We start from the raw sequence: 21,999 nt of genomic DNA on the forward strand, positions 1-21,999 counted from the left end.
TTAAATTTTATAATAACAACTAATAAAAATCAAAACAGATAAAAAAAAAGTACTTAGCGCCAATTTTTTTAGCTCGGGGTCTAACTTTACTGGTTCTTTGATATTATACACCTTTTTCAAATGTACGAAAATGGGTACAAATGCCAATAAAGGAATATATATAAGCCAATTTTCAAAGCTAAGAAACATATAAAATATAATACAAAGAAAAGAAATCAACAACAATGTGTAGTGATATTTCTTTGCATTTTCAAACCCCATCAATACTACTAACGTATTCTTTTGAGATTTCTTATCAGTTTCGTAATCTCTTAAGTTATTTAAATTCAAAACTGCAGTACAAAGTAGCCCAATAGCTGTTGCAGGTAATAGTGCAATAAGTGTTATAAAATTTGCATAAAGAAACATTGAACCCAATACAGCAAGCAATCCGAAGAATAGAAATACAAATAAATCACCAAAACCTAAATACCCATATGCCGAATCACCTACAGTATATTTGATTGCTGCCCAAATACTTAAAATTCCTAAAATTGAAAATAAAACTATGTATTCTAACTTCTGATGACCAAAAGCTGTATAAACTAAAGTACCGACAAAAATTAAGCTTATTATAATAGAAATGAGAATACCATTCTTCAATTCTTTTCGTGAGAGTAAACCACCTTGTAAGGCTCTTTTGGGGCCAATACGCGTGTCATTGTCTGTACCCTTTACACCATCGCCATAATCATTAGCAAAGTTTGAAGTTATTTGAAATCCGATTGTAGTCAATAATGCAAGAATAAATATTAACGTATCACTTTTTCCGTGATACTTTGCTACTGCTGTACCTACTATAATTCCTGAAACAGAAAGTGGAAGTGTTCGTAATCTAGCAGCATACAACCATGCCTTAATTTTCATCAAACTAATAAGGATCTTCTATTTGTAATCGCTTTCCATCTTTATAGGAAGCAACAAAAGCATCTTGAAAACCTATATTTACCAATTCGGTTCTAAATTTTTGAGCTTCTTCTAAGGTTCCAAAATTTCCAAGTGAATAGGAATAAAAAGGATTCGTCTTTACAAACAACGTGTTTGTTAATGCTTCAGAAGCAAGTGCAACATTGTTATCAACAAAAGACTTTACTTGAACAGAATAAATTGTCTCTTTTTCTAAGAATTTTTTTGCTAGATAAAAATCATTCAACAAACTTAACTCTTCATTCTGTTGTTTCAGATTATCAATTCTAGATTTTATACCGTCTAAACTGTCAATAGAAACCAGCAGATGATTATTTTGTTGTTCAAAATTATTCTTACTCATACTTAAGCCAGCGGTCAAACCTGTCATGGCTAAAGTACCAGCTAAAAAAAGTGCTGTAATACCACCAAGAACATTGCGCTGAATCTTACTTGATTTCAACTCTTTGTTCTTTATTTTTATTTGATCTAAAAGCCGCTCGTTTATAATCTGGGCTTTATCAATATCTTTATGCAATTCTAGTAAATCGCTTTCTTCTATAAAAGGCATGTATTGCTATATTTTACAGGGTTTCTATAAAGTTAACCAATTAACGTCAATGTTTATTATATTGGACAACCGAATGTTGTAAAAGTAAAAATTTTAGTGGTAAAACCTAGTAAAATCGTAGTCAATTTGATTTGGTAAACAGATATATTAGTAAACAAATACTAGATCTGAGCATTAATCTTTAAATGAGGTGAACACCATCTTCTTTAATTTCTATTTTTCGAGCTTTGTAAAGTACGCCTATTCCCTTTTTAAAAGACTTCTTACTCATCTGTAGAATTTTAGAAATATCTTCAGGGTTAGACTTATCATGCAAAGGTAAAAATCCGTTTCTTTCTATAATTTTATTGAGAATTTTTTCAGCGGTAGGTTCAAGACTTTCTATGCCCAGCGGTTGTAATGAAACATCAATTTTATTGTCAGGGCGTATGTTCTTAATATATCCTTCAATTTTGTCTCCAATTGCAATTTTTTGAAATACCTCATTATCAAATACAAGACCTTTGTGAGCGTTATTGATAATTACTTCCCAACCTAAATCAGTCAATCGCGTAACCACCAATTCTACTTTATCACCATTTTCTACGGTCAAATTTTCATTATCAAGAAACCCATCTAATTTATTTGACCCTACTAGTCTAAAGGTTTGCTCATCAAGATAACAATAGACCACATACCATTGATCCTCTTTCATTTTATCACGTTGCTCACGAAACGGAACAAGTAAATGTTTTTCTAAACCCCAATCTAAAAAGGCTCCGAATTGATTTACTTCTACCACTCGTAGTAAACTAAAAACACCCCGTTTTATAAATGGATCAATATTGGTAGCGACAGGTCTTTCTTCATGATCTAAATAACAAAACACGGTCAGCTTGTCACCTATTTCATAATCTACTGGCACATATTTGTTTGGCAACAAAATTTCTGTACCACCTTCACTACCTAAAAAAAGTCCTACACTGGTATCTCTCAAAATTTCCAGCTCATTGTAATTACCCAGCTCAATCATTTTGTAAAGGTATCTTTTAATTTACAGGCACAAAAAAACCGTCAAACAATTGTTTGACGGTTTCATTGAACTTATTATTCTATTTATTGTAAACAGCTGCTTTTTTGAAATGCTTACATAACATGTAATAAATCACAGCACGATGCTTATTTCTATTAGAAGAGCCGTAAGTATCCATAACACTTTTTACAGCTTCCATTAGTTTTGGGCTGTCATCCATACCCAATTTTTTAATCAAATAATTTTTCTTAACCGTTTCTAGTTCTTTGTCATCGCTACCAGAAACTTTTGATGCATCAAGATTGTAAATTGCTGGACCTAAGCCAACTGTAACTTTAGTTAAAAGATCCATATCTGGTGTTTCACCAAATTTATCTTTAATGTCAGCAACATACTTTTCAATTAATTCTTCTCTTTTTGAACTCATAATACGAAGTGTTTAATAAATGTTTATAGTTATATGTAAATAGTTATGGATTGCTAAGATATGAAATCGAAATATTCAAGCAAAATTTGATTGTTAATAATACTTGGCGTTTTTATTTCTAAAAGTTTTGGTTTTTCTGAGGATAAATAAAACTCTTTTAAAGCATTTTCAAGTTCGCTTGAATCATTAGCAGAAATGAAATCGAAACCATACATATCACAAATATGTGAAATTTGGAGATTCTGAGGAGTTTCAAAAAATGTTTTAAAATTATCACTTTCACGATGCCCCGGAAGTATTCTAAAAATACCGCCACCTTCATTATTAACAACAATTATCCTGAAATCAGCACGAATATAATTATTCCACAGTCCGTTGCTATCGTACAGAAAACTTAAATCGCCTGAAATTAAAAGCGTAGGAGCTTTATTATAAATTGCTGCACCAACTGCCGTTGAAACACTACCATCTATACCGCTAGTGCCACGATTACAAAATACCTGAAGTGAAGTATCTAAATCAAAAAGCTGCGCGTAGCGTACCGTTGAGCTATTTGATAATTGCAATTGATAATTTTCTGGAATTGTTGCAATTATTTTTTCAAAAGCCAACATATCTGAAAAAGATATAGTTTTTAAATATGCTTGGCGTTTTGATTCATAGTTATCTTTTTTATCCTTCCAAAAGTTAAAATGGTCGCTAATCTTATGTTCTAAATTCAGACAAAATTGACTAAAAAAGTCATTCGGATGCATTTTAAAATGATGTGATAAACAAAAAAAAGTATCAAATGCTTTCTTCGAATTGATATGCCAATGGTGCTCTGGTTTATATGTTCGTAAAAATGCTTTTATTTTCTTTGATACAATTAAGCCGCCAAAAGTCAATAAGACTTCTGGTTTAAGCCTTTCAAATAAAACATCTTTATTTTCAGATTTTTCAATTGGCGCAATTAAACTATCTATACTTGTGAAAAAATTATCGTGATGTAAATTTGAAGTAGTTTCTGTTAGAAAAACTACTGAAGCATCTTCAGCCAAAATATCAAGATATTCCTGTTCTATATCGTTTGGAATATTTGTGCCAACTAAAACCATTTTTCTTTCTGCATTATTCCAAATGGAAGAAAATTCAGAAACATCAAAATCATCTATTAAGTTATTTTCTACAACTACAGTTTCAATAATTTGATCTTTCTTCAAAACCATATCGTAAAGTGGCTCTTCAAACGGAATATTTATATGAACCGGAGTATTGTTCTGCATTGACATCAACAGTGCATTTTGAATTTCAGCACTATTATATTTATCCACCTCAGACTGAGAAACATCAACGTTTTTGTTATGAATCAATTGAGGTGCATACTTTTGAATACGATCGGTTGCATGCGAAACATCAAGTTTTAAATTGGCTGAATAACCTATGTGTCGATTAAAAACATTGTCTTGACGTATGGTTTGCCCATCGCCAATATCAATTTTATAAAACGGTCTATCCGCAGAAATCAATACTAGCGGTATATCACTGTAAAAAGCTTCTGCTACGGCCGGATAATAATTTAATAAGGCACTACCAGAGGTGCAAATTGCAGCCACAGGTTTACGTAATTGCTGGGCAATACCCATTGCAAAAAAAGCAGCACTTCTTTCATCAACAACACTGTAACATGTGAAAAATGAATCTTCAGTAAAACTTAAAGTAAGCGGCGCATTTCTAGAACCTGGTGAAATTACAATGTTATTAATTCCGTGGGCTTTACATAGCTGTAGTAATAGCTGAGCTGACGGTATGCTTGATTGCTCCATAGTACTAACAAAAATACGACCCAAGTTCTATACTACCCAATAATATTAATTGTAAAGTACGCGTAGCATTGTTTGACTTTTATTAACGGTCTCTTGCCATTCTTTTTCGGGGTCAGAATCTTTGGTAACCCCTCCCCCAACATAAATCTTCATGATGTTATCAATTTTTTGCATGCATCTTAGATTTACATAAAGTGTTGTTGCCATATTCAAACCAAAATTCAATTCGCCTAAAAATCCGGCATAAAACTGACGATCATAGTCTTCATTATCAAGAATAAAATTCATGGTATTTTTCTTCGGAAATCCACACACAGCCGGTGTAGGATGCAAAGCATCAATAATTTCGTTCAACTTATTTGACTGTAAAACACCTGTGATTTTCGTACGTAAATGAACTAGCTCACCTGCCCGAATTGTTTCTAAATCTGATTCTTGAAGTTCTTCAACTTTACCCTGCAAGGCATCAAGAATATACTTGGTAACCAATGCTTGCTCGTCTAATTCTTTAAAACTCCAATTCGGTTTACGTATCCGCTCGTAAGGCAATGTACCTGCTAATGACATAGTTGTCAGATTACTGTTTTCGGTTTGTAGTAAAATTTCGGGAGTAGCTCCAAGCCACATTCCTACTTCTGGGTGATACCACAAATAACAAAACGCATTCCTATACAATGACACTATTCTTCTAAAAAGTGTTATTGGTGAAGTTTTACTTTCAACTTTCAGATTACGTGAAAGCACAACTTTTGTAAATGCACCTGATTCTATTTCATGGATTGTTTTTCTGAGTAATTTGATATAAGGATCACGCCCAGAATTTGATTCAGCAAGTGGTTGAGTTAAACTGATTTCTTGTTTTTCTTCTGAAAACTCAAGATGAATATGCTCATCATTTTTAATCAGAACAGCTGCATCTTTTGATTCAAAAGGCGCAAAAACAAATCCACTTTCTGTAAAATCAGAAACCTTGGTAAGCGACTTATCTTTTTGAAAAATCGCTTTTATTTCCGTTTGCCTTGGTTTACAATAAACAACAAATGGCAATTGATCACTCAACTGTTTTTCAATACGCTGCCACATATTATTTTTTCTGTAAGGCTATAGTAGATAATCTGCAAGATGAAATTAGTTTTCCATCACCATCACTGACTTTTATATCCCACAATTGTGTTGTACGACCCATATGTATTGCAGATGCAGTAGCGAAAACCACACCTTCTTTTATACTACTAATATGGTTAGCCGTAATTTGCGTACCTCTAATCATAACATCTTGCCCATTTAAAAAAACATGAGCTGCAACACTACCAACACTTTCAGCCAATGCTGCTGTAACGCCACCATGCAAAACACCATCAGGTTGATGAACGGTTGGTGAAACTGGCATTTTTGCTGTTAAAAAATTTTCGCCAACATCTACATACTCAATTCCTATAGTCTCCATAAAAGTATTTTTTGTGGACTCGTTACAGATTTTGAGTATCTTTTCTTGAAATTCATTCATAAAATTGAATTTTTGTAAAAATACTATTACCTAACGAAATAAATTCAAGACAAGCTTGGCAATTTGAAATTAAATATGAGTAGCATAGAAAAAGAAAATACCTACACCTCAACAAATACTTATTCCACTTTAAATACTCTTGGACCTAAAACTAAAAATGTTTGGATTGTTTTTCACGGCATTGGATATCTCAGCCGTTATTTTATAAATTTTTTTGATACGCTTTCAGCGGATGAAAATTATATTATTGCTCCACAAGCTCCGTCAAAATACTATCTAAAAAATCAATACAAACATGTAGGTGCAAGTTGGCTTACAAAAGAAAAAACAGAACTAGAAATAGAAAATGTACTTAATTCTATTGACTCAGTTTGTGAAAAAGAAGGCATCCCGAATAGCTTAAATTTAATTGTATTCGGTTTTTCACAAGGTGTATCAATTGCAGCAAGATGGGTTGCAAAAAGAAAGATAAAGTGTTCACAATTGGTTTTTTATGCAGGTGGTCTTCCGAATGAATTAAAACCAACTGATTTTAATTTCCTTCAAGAAAACAATACAGAAGTGAAAGTAATAATTGGTGATAAAGATGAATATTTAACTGCTGACCGAATGCTCACAGAAAATAAGAGAATAGACATTCTTTTTAAAGGAAAAGCGCAAACTATAAAATTTGAAGGTGGCCATGAAGTGAAAAAAGAAATTGTATTAAGCTTAATACAGTGAATTACAAATTATTCCTTTTTATCAGGTTTTACCTCAGGAAAATACTCAATTTTACGGGTTGTATATAAATTATCAGGCGCAATAATTTCTTTTACCCAATTGCCTGTTTCTTCATTATCAAACTGATAAATATATTGGTGCGTACTTTCTGAATTACCAATGGTAGTAATTAGTTTGTTTTTCACACCACTTTGAACATAACTATATTTTTTCTTTTCTGTTGCTATGAATTTTTTAGTGTTAGTATCAAAACTCATTTGCGATTCAGAAATCAATTGTTCATATTTATTAAACACTTTCTTAACAGCAGAAGTTTTAATTCCATCTAAATATTGAACAGTAAATTCAGTTTTGGTATTTTCAATTTTATCAATTGTAATTTTTACTGATTTTTTAATTACTCCGTTTAAACTATAGGTTTGTTCAGAAATATTACCTTTTTCTGAATGTTCAATAACGGTTTCATTTTCACCATCAGCACCAGAATGTAAAATAGCTTTTAATTTACCTGCTTCATTATAGGTGTATTGGTAACTATCTAAGAATTCTTTTTCATAAGAAAAAACCTTCTCTATGACTACTCGAGGTTCAGATTTCTCTACTGTATAAAAATTACCAAATGAAATAGATGGATCAAACTTACCATCTCTATAATTCTCTGTGCGCTTTTCAGTAAGCTCGTCTTTTTCAAATTTATAACGTGTTATATCGTAATCAGTATCACTATAACGAGTGACAGATTTGATCAAGCGACTCTTCGCATCAAACTCATATTCTTCTTTGCCGTACTTGGTTATTACTAGACATGATTTCACATTGCCTCTTAAATCAAAATCTTCAACACTAAAAATCTGTGCTTCTTGACCAAACACTTTAAAGAAAGCACCTGTGATAAGAAGGAATACTACGACAAGAATGTTTTTCATCATTTGGCAAAATTACTTGATATTACTTCAAATAGAAACAAATACTGTGCTAAAAAATAATTAAGGTTATAAACGTAGTGAATTCATTTTTATTGAATAAAGTCTTACCTGTATCTTTAGCATAAAATAGCATCAAACGACAAAAATTTAAAAGCATGATAAATCGGCACCTCTTCATATTCTTAATTCTCGTATTAGTCAGTTGCAAAACCAAAAAGGAAACAGAACAAAAGCCCATCGAATTTACAATTGGAGTAGTTGCTGATTGTCAATATTGCTACTGTGAGCCATCTACTGTACGTTTTTATAAAAAATCTTCTAATCGTCTTCAGCATGCTGTTAACATTCTAAACAATAACAAACTAGACTATTCAATTCATTTAGGAGATTTTATTGATAAGAATTTTGAAAGCTTTGATACTGTTGCTCCCATTTGGAACAGCTTAAAATCTGACAAATATCACGTGCTAGGTAATCATGATTTCAGTGTGATTGATTCATTAAAACCATTAATATTTAAAAAAATGAATCTTGATAATCGCTATTATAGCATTGTCAAGAATAATTGGCGTTTTATTATTCTTGATGGCAATGACCTCAGTAAACATGGTGCGCTTTCAGAAACAAAAAAACAACAAACAGATTCACTTTTCAAACATTTATCTAAAAAAAATAGACCAAATTTAAAAGATTGGAATGGTGGCTTGAGTAATGATCAATTAGCCTGGGTAGAAAATGAATTAGAATTGGCGAAAAAAAATAATGAGCAAGTTGGATTTTATTGTCATTTTCCAGCAATTGCAGAGGAACCAACACATAATCTTTTGAACTACGAACAGTTACTTTCTATTATTGATAAATACGACGGTGTAAAATTTTATTTTAACGGCCACTATCACAACGGTGGTTACGTAAAAAGAAATGGCGTACACTATTTAAACTTTAAAGGAATGGTGGACACTGAAAATTCAACTTCATTTGCAACTGTACGCTTTATAAAAGATTCTATTTTGGTAAAAGGCTTTGGTAGAGAACCTTCAAGAAACTTAAAAATCAAATAAACTGATTTTTTTTTAGCACAACCCAAGTTTAAGGTAATGCCTAAAAAAACAAAACCCGCAAGATGTGCATCTTGCGGGTTTTTATATTTAAAAGAAGTTATTATTTCACTTCTTCAAAGTCTACGTCTTCAACGTTATCACCTTCAGCAGAATCAGCAGATCCTTCTTGATCAGGAGCCGCTCCACCACCTTGTTGTGCTTCAGCTTGCGCCTTGTACATTTCTTCAGATGCAACTTTCCAAGCTTCATTGATTTTATCTAAAGCTGGCGTAATTACCGCTAAATCTTTAGTGTCAAATGCAGTTTTCAATTCTTCTAAAGCTTCTTCAACAGGCTTCTTCTTTTCTTCAGATAATTTATCTCCGAATTCTTTCAACTGCTTTTCAGTTTGAAAAATCATGCTGTCAGCTTCATTCAACTTATCAGCTTTTTCTTTAGCCGCCTTATCTGATTCAGCATTAGCTTCTGCTTCAGCTTTCATCTTTTGAATTTCATCTTCTGTCAAACCTGAAGAAGCTTCAATACGAATATCTTGCGTCTTGTTAGTTGCTTTATCAGTAGCTGAAACTTTGATAATTCCGTTTGCATCAATATCAAAAGTAACTTCAATTTGAGGTGTACCTCTTTGTGCTGGTGGAATTCCATCTAAATGAAAACGTCCAATTGTTTTGTTATCAGCAGCCATTGCACGCTCACCTTGTAACACATGAATTTCAACTGAAGGCTGGTTATCAGCAGCAGTAGAAAATACTTGTGATTTTTTAGTAGGTATTGTGGTATTTGATTCAATCAACTTAGTGAACACATTACCCATTGTTTCAATTCCTAATGAAAGTGGCGTAACATCTAATAACAATACATCTTTAACATCACCAGTTAAAACACCACCTTGAATTGCAGCACCAACGGCAACAACCTCATCAGGGTTCACACCTTTTGAAGGTGCTTTTCCGAAGAACTTCTCAACAGCTTGTTGAACTGCAGGTATACGTGTTGAACCACCAACCAAAATAATCTCATCAATATCACTTTTTGAAAGTCCAGCTGCTTTTAAGGCAGTTTGACAAGGCTCAATAGTACGTGCAACCAAATCAGAAATCAATTGCTCAAACTTAGCAAGAGACAACGTACGCACAAGGTGTTTTGGACCTGATGCCGTTGCAGTTACATATGGTAAGTTAATCTCAGTCTGTGCTGAAGAAGATAATTCAATTTTTGCTTTTTCAGCAGCCTCACGTAAACGTTGCAATGCCATTGCATCATCACGAAGGTCAATATTCTCATCCTTTTTAAACTCTTCAGCCAACCAATCAATTATTTTTTGGTCAACATCATCACCACCTAAGTGTGTATCACCATCCGTAGATAATACTTCAAAAACACCATCACCTAATTCTAAGATAGAAACATCATGTGTACCACCACCGAAGTCAAAAACAACGATTTTTTGATCTACATCTTTCTTATCCATACCGTAAGCAAGTGATGCTGCGGTTGGTTCGTTGATAATTCTTTCTACTGTTAAACCAGCTATTTCACCAGCTTCTTTAGTTGCCTGACGTTGTGCATCATTAAAATATGCTGGCACAGTAATTACTGCTCTAGTTACATCTTGACCTAAATAATCTTCAGCAGTTTTCTTCATTTTCTGAAGAATCATAGCTGACAATTCTTGTGGTGTATATAATCTACCATCAATATCAACACGAGGTGTGTCATTATCACCTTTTACAACTTTATAAGGCACACGCTGAGCTTCTTTACTTGACTCAGAGTATTTATTGCCCATAAAACGTTTTATAGAATAAACCGTTTTTTCTGGATTTGTTACTGCCTGTCTTTTGGCTGGATCTCCAACTTTAATCTCGCCTCCTTCTACGAATGCAATAACAGACGGAGTAGTTCTTTTACCTTCTGCGTTAGGAATAACCACTGGCTCGTTACCTTCCATCACCGAGACACAAGAGTTGGTTGTACCTAAATCTATTCCAATAATCTTGCTCATTTATATATGTATTTAATTAGCGTTTTATTTTTATAATCAATACTCTATTGTCAAACAATATGCCAAGACATAAAGACTGACACTATGTCATTTTTAGTTAAATTAATTAGTTTCTAATACTATTAATTACCGCCAATTATTGTGTTTACTGGTGTTTTGACAGCAAAAAGTTGTAACCACAATTGTTTCATTATCTATCCAATCCAGATTTATGTATGTACCACTACAATACTATTCTTTCACTACTTATTTAGCTTGAGAAAACAAATTTGCAAAAACACCGTTAAATATGTAGTCTAAATACTACAATAAAATTAAATCAGAGCTATTGTATTCAGTCGAGAAAGGCATTAAATTCATAGATTCATAATAATCAATTGTATCAATATGAAGTTTTATTTTAATTTATTAGTTCTTTTTTTATTAAGTGTTTCTTCCTTCGGGCAAGAGAATAGACTATGTCAAGGTCATTTCTGGACAGAAGATGAAGCGAATTTGGTCATGAAAAAATTTGCATCTGAATGGGATGATTTAGAATCTTGGGAAAAACGTCGCGACCGGATAAAAAGGGGAATTATTGAAGGTATGCAACTTGAAAAAATGCCTAAGATTTCAGGAAGTTTCAACACCATTATTCACAGCAAAAGAGAAATGGATGGCTATACTGTTGAGAATATCGCCATTGAAAGTTTTCCTGGGTTTTATGTATCTGGTAATTTATACAGACCAATTGGTGATAAAGAAAAATATGCTGCAGTGTTGAGTCCACATGGGCATTTAGCTGATAAACGATATACCCATTATATACAAAAACGAGCCGCCGTTTTAGCACGAATGGGCGCTATTGTTTTTGCCTATGATATGGTTGGTTATGGTGAAAATGATCAAACAAATCATAAAATGCCAATTGCTTTGTTATTACAAACTTTCAATAGTCAACGTGTTCTAGACTATTTGATTTCTAGGCCTGATGTAGATGCAACTAGAATTGGTATGACCGGAGGTTCTGGTGGTGGCACACAAACTTTTATGCTTACTGCAATTGATGACCGAATAAGCGTTTCAATTCCGGCTGTTCAAGTATCAGCTCACTTTTTTGGTGGTTGCGTTTGTGAAAGTGGTATGCCTGTACACCAAAGTGCAGATCACCAAACCAATAATGTTGAAATAGCAGCGCTATGCGCACCACGACCTTTATTGATGATTTCTGATGGTGGTGATTGGACGAGCAATACACCTCGAGTAGAATATCCATACGTTCAAAAAGTATATGCCCTTTATAATGCTGAAAATAGACTAGAGAATGTGCATTTGCCACTAGAACGACATGATTACGCCTATTCTAAGAGAGCAGCGGCATACAATTTTTTTAAGCATCATTTAAAATTACCGTTTAATACTCCCTATGATGATGGTTTTGATGAAAGCTATGTAACCATTTTAGCTACTGATGATTTAAGAGTTTTTAATGAAAAGCATCCACGACCAAAAAATGCACTCATGGGTGAAGAGGCCATTATGAAATATTTAAAAATTGGTTTGTAATAACCATAATTAATTTCAAAAAATACCAATGATAAAGCCAAAAGAGCATAAGAAAGAAAACGAAAGGTTGAAAGAATTAGAATCTTATGCTATTCTTGATACCATTTCAGAAACCGAATATGATAATATAACTGCAATTGCTTCTGAAATATGTGGTACTCAAATTTCTGTAATTAGCTTAATTGATGACAAACGACAATGGTTCAAATCAAGTCATAACATTGACGCTACAGAAACACCCAAAGATTTAGCATTTTGTGCACATGCTATAAACGACCAAGATAATGTTCTTGTAGTTCAAGACGCAAGGCTTGATGAACGTTTTCATGACAACCCATTGGTAATAGGTGAGCCCAATGTAATTTTCTATGCTGGTGTTCCTTTAATAAGTGACAATGGGCTACCGCTAGGTACTTTGTGCGTAATTGATAGCAAGCCAAAGTTATTAAGTCAAAGCCAAATACGGTCATTGACTGCCTTAGCAAATCAAGTTATGATCATTTTAAATCTTAGAAAAACTAAGATTGCTTTAGAAAAAACACAACGAAACTTAGAAGAAAAAAATCAAGAACTAGAACGTTTTGCATTTCTTGCAGCACATGACCTTAAATCACCATTAGAGCATATTAGCGGGTTTTCAAAACTTCTTATTAAAAATTATGCACATCAGTTTGATGAAGATGGCAGTAAAATGCTCAACATGATTTCTCAATCTTCTGAGAAATTAAAAATTCTTATAACAGGACTACTAGATTACAGCAGAAGTGATACTGTTTTATTAGAAGAAAAATCTCAAATAAACCTTAACGATTTAGTTAATGATATTTCTGGCCTATTCTCTTTTGAGAATGAAATGAACCTTAAGTTAAGCTCATCAATAGATGCGGTTCATACAAATAAGACGGCTCTTGATCAAATTTTAATTAATCTTGTGACAAATGCCATTAAATATAGTGATAAGGAAAAAGTTGCAATTGAGTTAGGCGTGTCCGAATCAGAAACACATTATAAGTTTTATGTAAAAGACAATGGTCCTGGTATTTCTTCAGCTCATCATGATAAAATATTTCAAATCTTTAAAATCATGACAATCAAAGATAAATTCGGAATTACAGGCAATGGTATTGGGCTAGCAACCGTAAAAAAGATTGTTGAAAAAAGTGGTGGTGAAATTAATGTAGAATCAGAAAAAGGTAATGGTGCCAAATTTATATTTACGTTAAAGAAGTAATTGCGACATAACCATTTAGAATATTAAATTTTCGAAACATGATTAATTGCAATTGTCTTCACGTCTCGTATCAATTAAATAAATAATTTTCCAACCACTTCCATCATTAAGTAATTGAAATGAATTAACTCCGCAATGATGTAATTCACCGTTAATCTTAAATTCATACTTGGTCCACACATTCGCCATTGGCCCATCAATTTGAATATTGTAATCAATTAAATTTTCTTCAAATTTCAAGGTTGAAGGTATTTTTGAAATGCTAACAAGAAAACTACTGAATTCATCAGTTTTTACTTTATAACTACCATCAGGTGAATTTATAATAGTCTGCAACACCATTTCATCAGCAACCACACTCCTCATTTTTATAGAATCTTGCGCATGAAAACCAATAAAAAAGTTATCAATTATGCGTTGTACTTCCAATTTTTCATCCGTTTGAGCAGAAATTTGAAAACAGATAAATAGGCTAATAATTAATAAATGATTTTTCATTCTACAGAATTTGAATACCCTATAAAATTAACTGAAAAATACTTGCCCTATATTCTTTAACTTTTTACCTATTTTTATCCTTCAAAAGAAAAACACAATGTCTACTGCAAAAAAAGAATACAAAAGAATCACAGTAAAAACTTTGGTTGAAATGAAGCAACGGGGTGAAAAAATCTCCATGTTAACTTCATATGATTATTCTATGGCTAAAATTGTAGATTCTGCAGGAGTCGATGTGATTTTAGTTGGTGATTCTGCCAGTAATGTCATGGCCGGCCACGAAACTACTCTGCCTATTACTTTAGATCAAATGATTTATCATGCCTCTTCAGTTATTAGAGCGGTTAAGAGAGCTTTAGTTGTTGTTGATATTCCTTTCGGAAGTTATCAAAGTGACCCTAAAGAAGCCTTACGTTCTGCGATTAGAATTATGAAAGAGAGTGGCGCTCATGCTGTAAAATTAGAAGGTGGTATTGAAATTAAAGAATCGGTAAAGCGAATTTTAAATGCAGGAATTCCGGTTATGGGGCATTTAGGTTTAACACCCCAAGCCATCTATAAATTTGGCACATACGCTGTACGTGCTAAAGAAAAAGGTGAAGCTGAAAAATTGATGGAAGACGCCAAACTACTTGAAAAGTTAGGTTGTTTCGGTATCGTATTAGAAAAGATACCTGCTGAGTTAACAAAGAACGTTTCAGAAAGCATTTCAATACCAACAATTGGTATTGGTGGTGGTAAACATGCCGATGGCCAAGTGCTAGTTATTCATGATTTATTAGGAATGACCCATGAATTTAATCCGCGTTTTTTAAGACGTTACATGAACCTATATGAAGATATGGGTAATGCCATTTCGCAATATGTAGGTGATGTAAAAAGTAAAGATTTCCCGAACGACGAAGAACAGTATTAGAGCGTAAATTTTCTCATCCAAAATATATTGAATTTTTAAAAGAGTCAATTACCTGTAATCTTATTTTTAAAAATAGCGCAATGCGTGAAAATACTGTTTTACGAAATATAATAATAATTGCACTAGTGCTACTTAATATTGGATGTGATCAAATTTCAAAAGAAGTAATCAGAAAAAAAGTTGAGCCCAGTGAATACATTCAGGTAGTTGGAGACAATTTTATAGTTACCAATGTTGAAAATACTGGTGCGATGTTAGGTTTTGGTAAGAACCTACCCCCTATTATAAAAATAATAGTATTACAAGCGCTTCCTGTTCTGGTCTTGCTTATTTTACTTACCAGAATCCTCAGAAAAAAAGACTTAGACAAATTTATGGTCTTAGCCTTTGCTTGCGTAATTGGTGGTGGTATTGGTAATTTAATTGACCGTATAATGTATGGATCAGTAACTGATTTCTTATTTGTTGAAATTGGCTTCTTTAAAACCGGTATATTTAATATGGCAGATGTCTCAGTAACTATGGGCGTAATACTAATTTTACTATTGACAATATATAGTAAAAAACAAATGATTTAGTGTCACAAAAAATTATTTCTTCCGCTTCTAATTTACAAGTGCTTTATGAAGATAATCATTTGATTGTCGTTAATAAAAGACCAGGTGATATTGTTCAAGGTGACAAAACCGGTGACACACCGTTGAGCGATGTAGTTAAAGAGTATATTAAAATAAAATACAACAAACCCGGAGCTGTTTACCTTGGTGTTGTGCATCGTTTAGACCGACCTACTTCCGGAATTGTGGTTTTTGCCAGAACCTCAAAGGCCTTGACAAGAATGAACAAACTCTTTGCAGAAAAATCTGCTAAAAAAACCTACTGGGCCGTTGTAAAAAATAATCCTCCTAAAGAAAAAGACAGCCTTGTACATTGGTTAAAAAGAAATCCAAAACAAAATAAATCGTACGCTCACATAAAAGAAGTTGACGAAAGTAAAAAGGCAATATTAGATTATAGCCTCCTCAAAAGATTAGATAATTTTTACCTTTTAGAAATAGATTTACATACAGGTAGACATCATCAAATTAGAGCTCAGTTAGCAGCAATTGGTTGTACTATAAAAGGTGATTTAAAATACGGTGCTGATCGCAGTAATAAAGATGGTAGTATTCATTTACATGCGCGTGCCCTATCTTTTATGCATCCTGTAAAAAAAGAACCGCTGCAAATTTTAGCCCCACCACCAGAAGATTCAGTTTGGAATGCTTGTTGCTAAGTATTTAGTAGACACATTTTCATATATTTAATGAACTTAAAACACTAACCATGATTAAGCGAACACTTTTACTATTGAGTATAATTGCATTTTCTTCTTGCGGAACTTACAATTCTATTGACACTTTTTACGAAGCACATAAAAATGACAATCATGTTACTGCGGTACGGGTTCCTCATTTTATGTTATCAATGATTAGCAACATTTCACCTGAAATGAATTCGCTAATTGGCAGTACTAAAGATTTACGCTATATGCAGTTCCCAAGCGCCACAGCAGAACGAACTGAATTCTTAAATAAACAAATGAATGGCATTACAGGCAGTTCATTTATTGAAGTGTATAGAAAGAATGATGAACTAAAAAGAAATGTAGTTTCAATCCGCGAGAAACGTGATGCGGTCAAAGAAATTTTGATTTATAACAACAATACCGCAACCGGTTCTTTTCTGTATTTCAATGGAAATTTTGATCCTGTAAAGGTGCGAGAAATGGCAAAAAATGAAGAGTTTATTAAGTTAGGTGATGGCCTAATTAGTCAATTCGGAATGGGAAACCCAGGCATCAATCAAGAAAAATCTGATAATTAATTCAGTATTATTTTCTAGATCTTAAACTTTCAATCAATACGGAAGCTAATATCAAAGCACCACCAAAAACAGTTGGCAAAGCAGGTATTTCAGATAAAAACAAGGCGCCTAATATAATACCATAAACCGGTTGAATACTGCTCAAAATACTTGCCGTAGTAATTGAAAAATGTTTGAAGCTATTCAAAAATAATGTATGACCAATAGTTGTAGTAAGTAGCGCCAAAGCTGCTAATGCTTTCCACTGTGAAATTACTGAGTCAAAATCTATAAAATACAATGCAGGAAGCAGTAATACACCCGTTACCCCCATTTGATAACACATTAAAAAAGACCCGTTGTATCTGGTAACTTTAGATTTCATTAGAATATTTCTAAGTGCGTAACAAACTGCTGAAAAAACACCAAAAAACACGGCTATTGAATATGAATTTTCTAAACTAAAATCAGGTACCAAAAAATATATTCCACAGAGTAACATACCTGCCAAAAGCAAGTGAACTTTTTGAAACTTAGTTTTTAAAATTAGTGGCTCTAAAAAAGAGGTAATTACCGGATATGTAAATAATGAAAGCATTGCAATTGCTACATTAGAATACTGTAAAGCATAGAAATAGCTTACAAAGTGTACGCCCATTAAAACCGCACTTACAAAAAGTAAAAAACGATCTTCTTTAAAAATTTTAAAGGAGAATTTGCGCCATTTACAATAAAGGAATAAAAGTAAAAAAGCAAGAGATGCACGTAGACAAATAGTCACGGTAACTGGTAACTCAATATATCTACCTAAAACTCCCGAGGTGCTGCCAAAAAGCATGGCCACGTTCATTTCAATTAAATGTCTAGTATGAAGTTTTGAGTCTTTCAAAAAAAATTATCGAGTCAGTTGTTTTGCCTTCTGTTGAATAATTTGGGCAACTGGTTTATTTTGTAAATGACTTTCAAGCCAAGAGATAATATCTAAATATAAAAAAGGTCTTTTTTCGTACGGATGGTCTTCATACTTTTTCAATTCTTTATGTAGCTTTTCAAATTCATTGCGTAACTCATGCGGATAAATATTTCTCAGGTTACGTAAAAAGTTCAACATTTCTTTTTGCACCGCATGCATGTCATTCATTTTTAAAAGAAACTTATAGGTGCTTTTTAATTGTACCTCTAAATGATAATCCATACCCGCCTCATAATGCGCAACAAGACTTAAAACCCTAGCGAAACACATTAAATCTTCGCGCATTCTAAGATTTTTATTTTTGATGATTTTATTCAGGTAAAGAATACAATTTTTATTATCTGCGTTACCAAAATAAAGTGATGCTATTTTATAATAAAGTACCATAATGTGATGCGCATCAATTCGGTCTTTATGTTTGTTTATGCCGTATTCTATAATACGCACCAAATAAAGCCCTTTTTTAAACGAGCCCTCCATAAAATGTAAATTCAGTTTATGAGAATTAACATATAGAAAAATTAGTGAAGCAATATTATCATTTTTAGGAAAGTCTTTTTCAGAAACTTTTTTCTCTAATTTTTCTAGTGTCTCATTAAATTGAGAACTATACTTTACATTAAAAAGAGATTCTAGTAAATAATTATTTCCTTTTAAAAAGAAAACCGGATGCATTTCAATCATATCAGGTCTTTCATCAAAAAGGTCAACCCATTTACTGGCATATTTGTAACACGAAAGAAAGTCTTGTGTTAAGAAACTATACCATAAATATGATTTATAGAGCCATAACTTTTCACGAAAACCAAGTCGATCTATATTGTATGAGGGCAATTGTTTTTCAAAATACATTTTCACCCTTTGATAATCATCATCACCCCGAACATAGCCTACTTTTAACATCCATCCATAGAGCTGTAACGAAAGATTAGATAGCTTACTGGTCATTACATTTTGAGCAGATAATTCTTTTGCCTGGATAGCTAATTCGTCTGCTCGATCAGGAATACTACGTGTAATAAACTGAGTTTCAATAATTTTCTCTAATTCTACAATTTCATAAGCTATATTTTTCTCTTCATTGTCAACAGCAATATTTTTAGCTTTTTCTAGAATTTTTAAACTCTGCTTATACAAACCTTTTTGATACAAAATAGTTGCAAAATCCAGTTGTTCACGTATTTGAACTCTTATATTTTGATTAACAGGGTTCAAACGAAGACTAACCAAGATTTGTTTATATAAATGCGCTTTGAGATTAGAAAGCTGTGCTTTTTTAACAATACCACTTTCTAAAATGGTCTTTTCATTGTAGTTTCTTAATTTATCTAAAAGGATAAAAAGCGATAAAAATTTGGCGTCAGTATTAACACCCAATCGACCAACGTAAAGCTTGAACTGTCGCTTTTCTGATTTAGAAAGCGATTTCACCAGAACAAATAATGCATCTTTATGCGTATTTGTCATCGTAAAAAATAAGGGTTAAACAATTGATTATAAGGTTTTTAAACAACACCAAAAGTACATCGGCATTGTAATAGCGTTGTTTTATTAATGTACTATTCGCCTAAGGGCCATATATTCGTATAGTGCCGCTAAACTACACAAATATAATGAGCAAAGATATAGTACAAATTTTTGATACCACATTGCGTGACGGAGAACAAGTACCAGGATGTAAACTTGACACTACACAAAAGCTGGTTATTGCCGAAAGGTTAGAGGTTATGGGGGTCGATATTATTGAAGCCGGTTTCCCTATTTCAAGCCCTGGTGACTTTAATTCTGTCAATGAAATAGCCAAATTGGTAAAGAATGCAACTGTTTGTGGTTTAACAAGAGCTGTAAAAAAAGATATAGAAGTTGCTGCTGAAGCACTTAAACCTGCTGCAAGACCCAGAATTCATACAGGTATTGGCACTTCTGATTCACATATAAAGCATAAATTCAATTCAGACAGAAGTAAAATAATTGAACGTGCGGTAGCCGCCGTCAGTCATGCAAAAAACTTTGTAGATGATGTTGAATTTTATGCTGAAGATGCAGGTCGAACAAATAATGAATTCTTAGCACAAGTATGTGAAGCAGTAATTAAAGCGGGCGCAACTGTATTAAATATTCCTGACACCACGGGGTATTGTTTACCATACGAATACGGTGAAAAAATAAAATTCCTAAAAGAAAACGTAAAAGGCATTGAAAAGGCAATATTGTCTTGCCACTGTCATAATGATTTAGGTTTGGCTACGGCTAACTCTATAGCTGGTGTTATTAACGGTGCAAGGCAAATAGAATGTACCATAAATGGTATAGGTGAACGCGCTGGCAACACCTCATTAGAAGAAGTAGTCATGGTGATGCGTCAGCATCCTAATTTAAACCTTGACACAAACATAAATAGCAAATTACTTTACAGTACAAGCCAAATGGTTTCACAAAAAATGGGAATGCCAGTACAACCCAACAAAGCAATAGTTGGTTCAAATGCTTTTGCACATAGTTCAGGTATACATCAAGATGGTGTTATTAAGAACAGAGAAACCTATGAAATAATTAACCCTGAGGATGTTGGAGTCAATGAATCTTCAATAGTACTTACTGCAAGAAGTGGTAGAGCTGCTTTGGCCTATAGAGCTAAAAAAGTGGGTTATGAATTAACCAAACTTCAATTAGACGAGGTATATCAAGAGTTCTTGAAGTATGCAGATCGCAAAAAAGAAGTAGTAGATAATGATATTCATGAAATAATTGCCTCTTCTAAGGTAAATATTGAAAGCCTTACCTAATGGAATTAGAAATTGCACTTTTAGGCGGAGACGGCATTGGACCAGAGGTACTAGAGCAGTCAGTGAAATGCCTAAAAGCGGTAGAAGAAACTTTCAATCATAATTTCACATATAAAGAAGCAAACTTTGGTGCAGTAGCTATTTCTAATACAGGAAAGCCTTTACCAGCATCTACATTAGACATTTGTAGAAAAGCCGATGCAATATTGTGTGGCGCAATTGGTGCTATTGAATATGACAATAATCCTTCAGCCTTAATTAGGCCTGAACAAGGGCTTTTTCAATTGCGTAAAGACCTTGAACTTTTTGCATGTATTCGACCGGTAAAAGTTTTTCCTTCAATTACGAGAAATGGTATTTTAAACAATAAATCTATTGCTGGTACTGACTTAGTGATTTATCGTGAATTAACAGGCGGTATCTATTTTGGTGAAAAGCAAATATCAGAAGATGGCACCACTGCCACAGACCTCTGCACATATACAGAGAAAGAAATTAGTCGTGTTGCACATTTAGCTTTTAAAGCAGCAAAAAATAGAAAAAGAAAAGTAACATTAGTTGACAAAGCCAATGTACTTGCAACCTCACGTCTTTGGCGCAGAGTTGTTACTGAAATAGCGAAAAGCTATGCTGATGTAAAATTAGAATGCATGTACATTGACAATGCAACTGTTCAAATGATGCAAAACCCAGCACAGTTTGATGTTATTCTTACGGATAATATGTTTGGCGATATACTCTCTGACCAAGGTAGTGTTATCATAGGCTCCGTTGGCTTATTACCATCAGCCTCTGTAGGACGAGACAATGCAATGTTTGAGCCTTTTCATGGTTCATACCCGCAAGCAAAAGGAAAAAACATCGCTAACCCCGTTGCTTCAATTTTAAGTACAGCAATGTTACTAAGTCATTTTGATTTAAAAGAAGAATCAAATGCGGTTGTATCTGCTGTTCGAAAATCTTTTCATAAAAAAATAGTTACCACTGATATTATGGGAAGCAGTAAATATGGCACCGATTACGTCGGCAACTTTATTGCAAATAATATTGTAGACTCTGATGACTTAGGAAACATCAATGATGAAAATATTGGCCTAGGAAAATCTACTATTATTTAACAGTAACATTTTAATTCACTAGTCAATCATAAGTTATTTCTAAAAATCAAAAATATCAATAGAATTAAAATCAAGTCGTTTTAATTTCTGATATATTGAATTATC

The 21,999-nt window shown here is 33.1% G+C and carries 22 protein-coding genes; 10 read left to right on the forward strand and 12 right to left on the reverse strand.

Going from position 1 to position 21,999, the window contains the following annotated elements; translation table 11 throughout:
• The 7 genes from menA to JQC67_RS14820 form a co-directional block, all read right to left on the reverse strand.
• Entirely contained in the window at window positions 1–909 is a 909-nt protein-coding gene (gene menA / locus JQC67_RS14790) for a 1,4-dihydroxy-2-naphthoate octaprenyltransferase (protein ID WP_203253695.1), read from the reverse strand.
• Between the two features lies 1 nt (window position 910).
• Complete coding sequence (locus tag JQC67_RS14795) at window positions 911–1,516, reverse strand: SPOR domain-containing protein (protein ID WP_203253696.1); 606 nt, start codon at window positions 1,514–1,516, stop codon at window positions 911–913.
• Between the two features lie 181 nt (window positions 1,517–1,697).
• Complete coding sequence (locus JQC67_RS14800; protein WP_203253697.1) at window positions 1,698–2,528, reverse strand: CvfB family protein; 831 nt, start codon at window positions 2,526–2,528, stop codon at window positions 1,698–1,700.
• A gap of 79 nt (window positions 2,529–2,607) precedes the next feature.
• Entirely contained in the window at window positions 2,608–2,955 is a 348-nt protein-coding gene (locus JQC67_RS14805; protein ID WP_203253698.1) for a DUF2853 family protein, read from the reverse strand.
• Window positions 2,956–3,008: 53 nt separating this feature from the next.
• On the reverse strand, window positions 3,009–4,760 hold the full coding sequence (gene menD / locus JQC67_RS14810; protein ID WP_203253699.1) for a 2-succinyl-5-enolpyruvyl-6-hydroxy-3-cyclohexene-1-carboxylic-acid synthase: 1,752 nt from the start codon (window positions 4,758–4,760) through the stop codon (window positions 3,009–3,011).
• Window positions 4,761–4,805: 45 nt separating this feature from the next.
• Window positions 4,806–5,843 carry an isochorismate synthase gene (locus tag JQC67_RS14815; RefSeq protein ID WP_203253700.1) on the reverse strand — a complete coding sequence of 346 codons (1,038 nt, stop codon included), beginning with the start codon at window positions 5,841–5,843 and terminating at the stop codon, window positions 4,806–4,808.
• 1 nt (window position 5,844) lies between these two features.
• Window positions 5,845–6,267 carry a PaaI family thioesterase gene (locus JQC67_RS14820; RefSeq protein WP_203253701.1) on the reverse strand — a complete coding sequence of 141 codons (423 nt, stop codon included), beginning with the start codon at window positions 6,265–6,267 and terminating at the stop codon, window positions 5,845–5,847.
• A 75-nt stretch (window positions 6,268–6,342) separates the two neighbouring features.
• Here JQC67_RS14820 and JQC67_RS14825 point away from each other — a divergent pair, with 75 nt between their 5' ends.
• Window positions 6,343–6,990, forward strand: a complete 648-nt coding sequence (locus JQC67_RS14825; RefSeq protein WP_203253702.1) for an alpha/beta hydrolase — start codon at window positions 6,343–6,345, stop codon at window positions 6,988–6,990.
• An 8-nt stretch (window positions 6,991–6,998) separates the two neighbouring features.
• Here JQC67_RS14825 and JQC67_RS14830 read toward each other — a convergent pair whose 3' ends face one another.
• A complete protein-coding gene (locus tag JQC67_RS14830; RefSeq protein ID WP_203253703.1) occupies window positions 6,999–7,919 on the reverse strand; it encodes a hypothetical protein in 921 nt (306 codons plus the stop codon).
• A 152-nt stretch (window positions 7,920–8,071) separates the two neighbouring features.
• Here JQC67_RS14830 and JQC67_RS14835 point away from each other — a divergent pair, with 152 nt between their 5' ends.
• Window positions 8,072–8,977, forward strand: a complete 906-nt coding sequence (locus JQC67_RS14835) for a metallophosphoesterase (RefSeq protein ID WP_203253704.1) — start codon at window positions 8,072–8,074, stop codon at window positions 8,975–8,977.
• Between the two features lie 100 nt (window positions 8,978–9,077).
• Here the strand turns inward: JQC67_RS14835 and dnaK are convergent, their stop codons facing one another.
• The gene (dnaK, locus tag JQC67_RS14840) at window positions 9,078–10,982 is read right to left on the reverse strand and encodes a molecular chaperone DnaK (RefSeq protein ID WP_203253705.1); all 1,905 of its coding nucleotides are present in this window, start codon (window positions 10,980–10,982) and stop codon (window positions 9,078–9,080) included.
• Window positions 10,983–11,369: 387 nt separating this feature from the next.
• Here dnaK and JQC67_RS14845 point away from each other — a divergent pair, with 387 nt between their 5' ends.
• Window positions 11,370–12,527, forward strand: coding sequence for an alpha/beta hydrolase (locus tag JQC67_RS14845; RefSeq protein WP_203253706.1), 1,158 nt, complete (start codon window positions 11,370–11,372; stop codon window positions 12,525–12,527).
• Between the two features lie 28 nt (window positions 12,528–12,555).
• Window positions 12,556–13,758 (forward strand): sensor histidine kinase, encoded by a 1,203-nt coding sequence (locus tag JQC67_RS14850; RefSeq protein WP_203253707.1) that lies wholly within the window; start codon window positions 12,556–12,558, stop codon window positions 13,756–13,758.
• 42 nt (window positions 13,759–13,800) lie between these two features.
• On the opposite strand, the gene JQC67_RS14855 is transcribed toward JQC67_RS14850, so the two are convergent.
• Complete coding sequence (locus tag JQC67_RS14855; RefSeq protein WP_203253708.1) at window positions 13,801–14,256, reverse strand: nuclear transport factor 2 family protein; 456 nt, start codon at window positions 14,254–14,256, stop codon at window positions 13,801–13,803.
• Between the two features lie 97 nt (window positions 14,257–14,353).
• On the opposite strand from JQC67_RS14855, the gene panB reads away from it, so the two are divergent.
• The 4 genes from panB to JQC67_RS14875 all read left to right on the forward strand — a co-directional run bounded on the left by panB (window position 14,354) and on the right by JQC67_RS14875 (window position 17,038).
• A complete protein-coding gene (gene panB, locus JQC67_RS14860) occupies window positions 14,354–15,172 on the forward strand; it encodes a 3-methyl-2-oxobutanoate hydroxymethyltransferase (RefSeq protein WP_203253709.1) in 819 nt (272 codons plus the stop codon).
• An 80-nt stretch (window positions 15,173–15,252) separates the two neighbouring features.
• The gene (gene lspA / locus JQC67_RS14865; protein ID WP_203253710.1) at window positions 15,253–15,750 is read left to right on the forward strand and encodes a signal peptidase II; all 498 of its coding nucleotides are present in this window, start codon (window positions 15,253–15,255) and stop codon (window positions 15,748–15,750) included.
• On the forward strand, window positions 15,750–16,448 hold the full coding sequence (locus JQC67_RS14870) for an RluA family pseudouridine synthase (protein ID WP_203253711.1): 699 nt from the start codon (window positions 15,750–15,752) through the stop codon (window positions 16,446–16,448). Before lspA ends, JQC67_RS14870 begins: the two co-directional genes overlap by 1 nt.
• 50 nt (window positions 16,449–16,498) lie before the next feature.
• Entirely contained in the window at window positions 16,499–17,038 is a 540-nt protein-coding gene (locus JQC67_RS14875; protein WP_203253712.1) for a DUF4252 domain-containing protein, read from the forward strand.
• Window positions 17,039–17,045: 7 nt separating this feature from the next.
• Here the strand turns inward: JQC67_RS14875 and JQC67_RS14880 are convergent, their stop codons facing one another.
• The gene (locus JQC67_RS14880; protein WP_317198379.1) at window positions 17,046–17,906 is read right to left on the reverse strand and encodes a DMT family transporter; all 861 of its coding nucleotides are present in this window, start codon (window positions 17,904–17,906) and stop codon (window positions 17,046–17,048) included.
• Window positions 17,907–17,912: 6 nt separating this feature from the next.
• Window positions 17,913–19,457, reverse strand: a complete 1,545-nt coding sequence (locus JQC67_RS14885) for a hypothetical protein (protein ID WP_203253713.1) — start codon at window positions 19,455–19,457, stop codon at window positions 17,913–17,915.
• Window positions 19,458–19,603: 146 nt separating this feature from the next.
• On the opposite strand from JQC67_RS14885, the gene JQC67_RS14890 reads away from it, so the two are divergent.
• Both JQC67_RS14890 and leuB read left to right on the forward strand, forming a co-directional pair.
• Window positions 19,604–20,776: a 2-isopropylmalate synthase gene (locus JQC67_RS14890; RefSeq protein ID WP_203253714.1), complete on the forward strand. Its 1,173-nt coding sequence runs from the start codon at window positions 19,604–19,606 to the stop codon at window positions 20,774–20,776.
• Window positions 20,776–21,894 carry a 3-isopropylmalate dehydrogenase gene (leuB, locus tag JQC67_RS14895; protein WP_203253715.1) on the forward strand — a complete coding sequence of 373 codons (1,119 nt, stop codon included), beginning with the start codon at window positions 20,776–20,778 and terminating at the stop codon, window positions 21,892–21,894. The genes JQC67_RS14890 and leuB overlap by 1 nt, the downstream gene beginning before the upstream one ends.
• Window positions 21,895–21,999 lie beyond the last annotated feature (105 nt).

Source organism: Aurantibacter crassamenti, assembly GCF_016811105.1.
GTDB lineage: Bacteria > Bacteroidota > Bacteroidia > Flavobacteriales > Flavobacteriaceae > Aurantibacter_A > Aurantibacter_A crassamenti.